Origin of the sequence: Streptococcus sp. 1621 (assembly GCF_013276615.1) — a bacterium.
Lineage (GTDB): Bacteria > Bacillota > Bacilli > Lactobacillales > Streptococcaceae > Streptococcus.
Genome location: NZ_VMLJ01000034.1, coordinates 89,951 through 95,407, shown reverse-complemented (window position 1 = coordinate 95,407; position 5,457 = coordinate 89,951). Strand labels below are relative to the sequence as shown.

Here is a 5,457-nt window from a genome sequence, read left to right as displayed (position 1 = left end):
TGTAGATAAGACTGACAAAGTCAGGAACATATATCTACGGTAAGGCGAAGCTGACGTGGTTTGAAGAGATTTTCGAAGAGTATGGAGTTTAAAGAAAGGCCAAGATACGAAGATAATCTCCAATCAGTGCGACTTCAGCTACAAAGAAGAGGAGGATGATCACTCCGTTCACAAGGACAGACAAGAATAACTGATAAAAGGAGTCGGTTTCACTTGCTTGACTTGGTCTTGTAATAATATGGAGACTAGCAAGCAGAATGATCCCAATGCTAATCACACACAAAAGGGCTGTAAATCGTAGGCTGTCAAAGAAGGCAAAGAAACTAGCAATGGCAGTGAGGAAGATTGGAATTGCCAAGAGTTGACTATATTGTTGGAGAACCTTTTCTAGCGTCCAGTCCTTTTCTTGGTAGATAAATCGTCTCACGACGAAACTACCCAAGAGGAATGAAAAGAAGAAGAGTGTTGTCGCTACTAGGATAGAGATGATCGAAAAGAGATTTAATGAAGCAAATTGTTCAGGGAAGTGATTATGCATAGTTGCTATATGTCCATAGTAAGCATGTTTGATATGGTAGATACTAAAGAAAAAGGAAGATGCAGAAAACAGAATGAGCAAGAGAAAGGCTGTGTAGCTGTGTGTGCTACTTGTTTCAAGCTTGCTTGTAGGAGATTTGAGAGCCTCCACTAGCCAAGACCAAAAATCAAGTACTTGCTCTTTCCATCTATCCGTAGATTTTGGAGCTTGGTCGGGGATATAGGGACTTTCTAAGGATTTACTGAGAAGAAGAGGCTCTTTCAAGATTGTTTTTTGCTGAGGAAGTGCTTCTTGGCTTTCTTCAGCTTTAGTGACTTTTTCTGTTTCCTCAGAAAGATCTTGCTCTTCTTCAGTAGAATTAGATGCCTTCTTTTCTTCTATTTCTGTTCTCGCTTCACCGCCTTCAGGAGTTTCAATTTTCTCTTCTTGCTGGCTTTCCAGTTCGACTTCAGCTTGAGAGACTTCCTCCTCTACTTGAGTATTTTTTTCAATTGGTGTATCGAGATCGGCTATCGTTTCTTCAGCCTTGTCTGCAACCTCTTGAGCTTGCTCTTCAGGCTTGTTCTTGCTTGTTGTTTTTACAAAATCATTACTTTCAAACCATTCTTGTTTCATGGTAGAACCTCCTTTTTAGTTAGATAAATATGCTTCTATAGTAGCAGATGTAAGCGTTTTTGTCAACGTCTGCTTGGTGTGGATATTAGTTCAATATCATCATCAGATCTCGCAATGAGTTGATCCTTGACATCGGTTTTTTCAGTTTTGTAAGGGTTGCTTAATTCCGTACCTCTTGATTCAGGCTTTTCTCTTGTGAATTGGTGGATAGAACCATAGTTGCTTGAGATGTCCCAGTTAATTCGTTGGCTTTCTTTCTGGTCTAGGATGATTCGGAGATAATCTTTGGCAGTCAGTTCAACCTTACCATGGACTTGGATATTTTCAGCGTGGAAGTGATGTTCTGTTGACTCTAGCTGACTATCTGTCAGATTTGTATCAAAGATATTAACGATATTGGGCGTTGTGAGTTTACTGTTTTTGATACGACTTCCTTCAATTCGGAGGATATAGCCGTTTGTATTGAGGGTCGTATTTTCAAGGCTAGCATTTATGATGGTGGTTTGTCCGCGATTGGCTGAGATGTTGATCCCTTTTAGAGTTCTCCCTTTCGGTAGTCCGATGATGACATCATTAAAACGATTAGATGAACTACTTACAATATGGAGAATCCCATCAATTCCAGAAGAGATAAATGGACTTTCAGATAGTTTCTTATCAGTGAGACTCAGAGTTCTATCGTTCTGATTTGTGATAAGATCATGGTGAGCAGAAAGTGATGGATGATAAGAAATGTGGATTTGATCATCGAAAGAGTCTGTGATGGTCAGCGCGTGTTGGTGGAGAGTAATTTCTAGGTTTTCGACTTCCTTGCCAAAGGTTAGCTCTTCCGTACGGCTATCATAGACAGGTTCTTTGGACATGGAAAGTAGGCTCTTGATTCCGTCAGATTGGATGCCTACAAAGAGCAGGATAAAGCCGATAACGGTAGTCACCACACCAAAAATGAGAAATCCTTTTGTCAATTTACGCATGCTGGTCACCTCTCTTTCCTTTTTTGAGAACAAATTGCACCAAGCGAACAATGAGTAGACCGAAGAAACGAGCTACATAGGAAATGCCTAGTAAAACTAGTGAAGAAGCACCGATAGCCAGTAAACCAGAACCGAAAATCAAGATAAAGGCTGGTTTGGCTTGGGCTAAGACAGTGAAACTTTCAACTAAAAATAGGAATCCGCCAATGATACCAAGTATGGAAATCGCAAAGAAAGCCAGAATGACAGTCAAAGCGGCCACAAGGATTGCGAACAGGGTCACGAGGATGGCGATTCCCAGAGGAATGCCGATAGGTGCTGCAAGGAGAGCTAACAAGGCGATATGTAAAATTTGTCGGTTATTTTTTTGAGCGGGTGCCTCATTGATTTTTTTATCGAGAAGATTGGATAGAACTTCGTGGGCTGCTTCTTTGGGAGTTCCCAAACTGGCAATGAGTTCTTCTTCTCCTTCGACTCCAGCATCGTCAAAGAGTTCCCTGAAATAGTCCATGGCTTCAATTTGGTCAGCCTGAGGCAGTTTTTTGAGATAGAGTTCTAGCTGAGTCAGGTATTCAGTTCTTGTCATGGCGGATACTCCCTTCTATGATGCCATTAATGGTGTCTGTATAGAGTGCCCATTCATCTTTTAGGGTCAAGAGCTGTTCTATACCACCATTTGTCAAGGAGTAGTATTTGCGCATGCGACCTTGGAACTCTCTAGAATAGGTTGTCAGAAAGCTATTGCCTTCCAATTTTTTGAGAATGGGATAGAGTGTGGATTCTTTGATATTAGCGATCAGCTTAATGGTTTGGCTAATCTCATAACCATAAGAATCCCCTTTTTCCAGTACGGCCAAGATGAGAAATTCAATCAAGGCAGAGGATGTTGGAAAGTACATGGGAAACCTCCTTTTCTAATGTGTAGGATTTTTATATATAATTTTTCTACACATACATTGTACATCTAAAAGAAAGCCCTGTCAAGAGAAATGTGTAAAATTTTTATATATAAAAAAACTTCTAGGAAAAACTAGAAGTTTAGAGAATTTTATCAGCTCTGTCTACTGTAAAGAGGGCTACAGTCATCAGGATATCCACCAGCAAGAGGGCAGCTACAGCTGGTACCCAAGAGTGGAACAGGTCAAAACTGTAACCAAAGAGGGTTGGCCCAAAGGCTGCTAGGATATAGCCTCCTGTTTGAGATAGGCCGGACAATTGGGCTGTCTTTTCAGGGGCGCTTGTCTTGAGTGAAAAGTTGACCATGAGATAAGGGAAGAGGGCGCTGGTTGCAGTTCCGATGAGAAGATGGATGGCAAGCCAGTAAAAGAAATTATTAACAGGGAAAAAGAGCATGGAAATGCCGACCACACCAGCTAGTGAAACCAGAGTGAGCATAAGCTGACGGTTGCGAGTAGATAAACTGGTTGTCAGGCTTGGGATGGTCATTGAGAAAGGAATGCTAATCAGAGAGAAGATAGAAGTCAGTAAGCCAGCTTCGTGACTGGATAGGCCTGCATGGATAGCCATTGTAGGTAGCCAGGTCATAGCGGTGTAAAAGAGCAAGGATTGAAAACCTGCAAAGACAATAACTGCCCAGACCTGTTTATTACGCAAGACCTTTGTTTGACTTTTTTGTTTGGTTTGTGGAGCCAGTCTGTGATTATATCGGTGATTAGGCAGCCAGACCAAAAAAGTTGCTAGACAGAGCAGGGTGAGGAGGATGATAAGTCCTTTCCAAGAACTGGCTTGTGTAATAGGCACGGCCAGATAGGAGGCTAGAGCCGTTGCAATCCCCATAGACGTTACATATAAGGTGGTCAGAAAACCAATCTTCTTTGGTTGATTGGCTTGGATAAGACTAGGAAGCAGCACATTGATGACTGCGATGCTTGCCCCAACCATCAAGGTTCCTAGATAGAGCAGGGGCAGATTGATTAGTCGAATGAGAGAACCGATGGTCAAGAAGAAGAGGCTGTAGGTGAAGAGATGCTCCAAGCCAATTTTCTGAGCAAGTCGGGTAGAAAATGGTGAAAAGAGGGTAAACATAAGGAGAGGCAGGCTGGTCAGGACACCAAGCGAACTAACTTCTACTCCCAGACCTTGCGAAATATCTCCCAAAATAATGGGTAAAACAGTAAAAGGAGTCCGCAAGGAAACACCAATCAGGATAATACCTGGAACAAAAAAGAGTGATTGCTTTTTCATATAATACCTCTTCTAGCTGATTTTAATAACAGCTTATTTTAAGGCTTTTTCCCTATAATGTCAAGTAAGGTTTCTGGCTTTCAAGATAAAAATGGGAAAGTCTTGAAAATTATGATAAAATAGTGGAAGGAAATCTATACATTGGAGAAAAACTGTGTCTGAAAAGCAAAAAATCAGCGTATTGATGTCGGTCTATATCAAGGAAAATCCGACATTTTTAAAGGGTGCTATTGAGAGCGTTCAAAATCAGACCCTGAAACCAAGCGAATTGGTTCTGGTTGAGGATGGGCCTTTGACACCTGAACTCTATCAGGTATTAGACCATCTTGAAGTTGAGTCTGATATTCCAGTGAAACGCTATCCTCTTGAGCAGAATCAAGGTTTGGGTCTGGCTCTTCGACAGGGTGTTTTGCAGTGCCAGTATGATATCATCGCTCGTATGGATACGGATGATATAGCTGTTCCAGACCGTTTTGAGCAACAGGTTCAGCTAATGGAGAAGGACAAGCTAGACCTATTAGGTGGACATATTGCAGAGTTTATTGATAATCCTGATGAGATTGTTTCTTACCGTCGTGTTCCGACTCAACATGCAGATATTGTGGCTTATCAAAGGATGAGAAGTGCCTTTAACCACATGACTGTCATGTTCAAGAAGGACATGGTTCTCAAGGCAGGCAACTATGAGGATGGCCTTTATATGGAGGATGACCTCCTCTGGCTCAATATGATTGCTGCAGGAGCTAAGACTGGAAATCTGGATCAAATCTTGTGTAGGGTTCGTGTTGGAGCAGGGATGTTTGAACGTCGTGGAGGACTGCGTTACCTCAAACTCTATCGTCAAGCTCGTCAGCGCATGCTGAAGCGAGGGCAGATTTCTTACATGGAGTATGCCAAGAGTGTTGCCATTCAGATGATTGTTGCCCTTTGTCCAGGATTTGTCCGACAGTTTATTTTTATGAAACTGTTACGAAAAAGAAAGTAAAAGATTGTAGCAAATCGTAAACTGGATAAAAAGTGTTATAATAACAATATGATGCTCTTCGAAAATCTCTTCAAACCGCGTCAACGTCGCCTTGCCGTATATATGTGACTGACTTCGTCAGTTTCATCTACAACCTCAAA

General features: G+C 41.7%; 6 protein-coding genes and 1 pseudogene. 2 read left to right on the top strand and 5 right to left on the bottom strand.

Annotated elements, in window-relative coordinates:
* Positions 1-88 precede the first annotated feature (88 nt).
* The 5 genes from HT697_RS08045 to HT697_RS08025 all read right to left on the bottom strand — a co-directional run bounded on the left by HT697_RS08045 (position 89) and on the right by HT697_RS08025 (position 4,332).
* Positions 89-1,153 (bottom strand): DUF6574 domain-containing protein, encoded by a 1,065-nt coding sequence (locus HT697_RS08045; protein WP_173262862.1) that lies wholly within the window; start codon positions 1,151-1,153, stop codon positions 89-91.
* 62 nt (positions 1,154-1,215) lie between these two features.
* Positions 1,216-2,127: a DUF4097 domain-containing protein gene (locus HT697_RS08040; protein WP_173262858.1), complete on the bottom strand. Its 912-nt coding sequence runs from the start codon at positions 2,125-2,127 to the stop codon at positions 1,216-1,218.
* A complete protein-coding gene (locus HT697_RS08035) occupies positions 2,120-2,713 on the bottom strand; it encodes a DUF1700 domain-containing protein (RefSeq protein WP_023941404.1) in 594 nt (197 codons plus the stop codon). The genes HT697_RS08040 and HT697_RS08035 overlap by 8 nt, the downstream gene beginning before the upstream one ends.
* Entirely contained in the window at positions 2,700-3,026 is a 327-nt protein-coding gene (locus tag HT697_RS08030; protein WP_000273854.1) for a PadR family transcriptional regulator, read from the bottom strand. Before HT697_RS08030 ends, HT697_RS08035 begins: the two co-directional genes overlap by 14 nt.
* A gap of 139 nt (positions 3,027-3,165) precedes the next feature.
* Positions 3,166-4,332: an MFS transporter gene (locus HT697_RS08025; RefSeq protein ID WP_173262855.1), complete on the bottom strand. Its 1,167-nt coding sequence runs from the start codon at positions 4,330-4,332 to the stop codon at positions 3,166-3,168.
* A 57-nt stretch (positions 4,333-4,389) separates the two neighbouring features.
* Between HT697_RS08025 and HT697_RS10515 the strand changes: the two are divergent.
* Together HT697_RS10515 and HT697_RS08020 are read left to right on the top strand one after the other, a co-directional pair.
* Positions 4,390-4,531, top strand: a pseudogene (locus HT697_RS10515) (glycosyltransferase family 2 protein); the annotation flags it as partial.
* Entirely contained in the window at positions 4,517-5,317 is an 801-nt protein-coding gene (locus HT697_RS08020; protein WP_188111610.1) for a glycosyltransferase, read from the top strand. The pseudogene HT697_RS10515 and the gene HT697_RS08020, both read left to right, overlap by 15 nt.
* The last annotated feature ends 140 nt before the right edge of the window (positions 5,318-5,457 follow it).

Bases quoted from the DNA above. Each gene is read 5' to 3' on its own strand.
- HT697_RS08045 (WP_173262862.1), bottom strand. From the start codon at position 1,153: ATGAAACAAGAATGGTTTGAAAGTAATGATTTTGTAAAAACAACAAGC.
- HT697_RS08040 (WP_173262858.1), bottom strand. From the start codon at position 2,127: ATGCGTAAATTGACAAAAGGATTTCTCATTTTTGGTGTGGTGACTACC.
- HT697_RS08035 (WP_023941404.1), bottom strand. From the start codon at position 2,713: ATGACAAGAACTGAATACCTGACTCAGCTAGAACTCTATCTCAAAAAA.
- HT697_RS08030 (WP_000273854.1), bottom strand. From the start codon at position 3,026: ATGTACTTTCCAACATCCTCTGCCTTGATTGAATTTCTCATCTTGGCC.
- HT697_RS08025 (WP_173262855.1), bottom strand. From the start codon at position 4,332: ATGAAAAAGCAATCACTCTTTTTTGTTCCAGGTATTATCCTGATTGGT.
- HT697_RS08020 (WP_188111610.1), top strand. From the start codon at position 4,517: ATGTCGGTCTATATCAAGGAAAATCCGACATTTTTAAAGGGTGCTATT.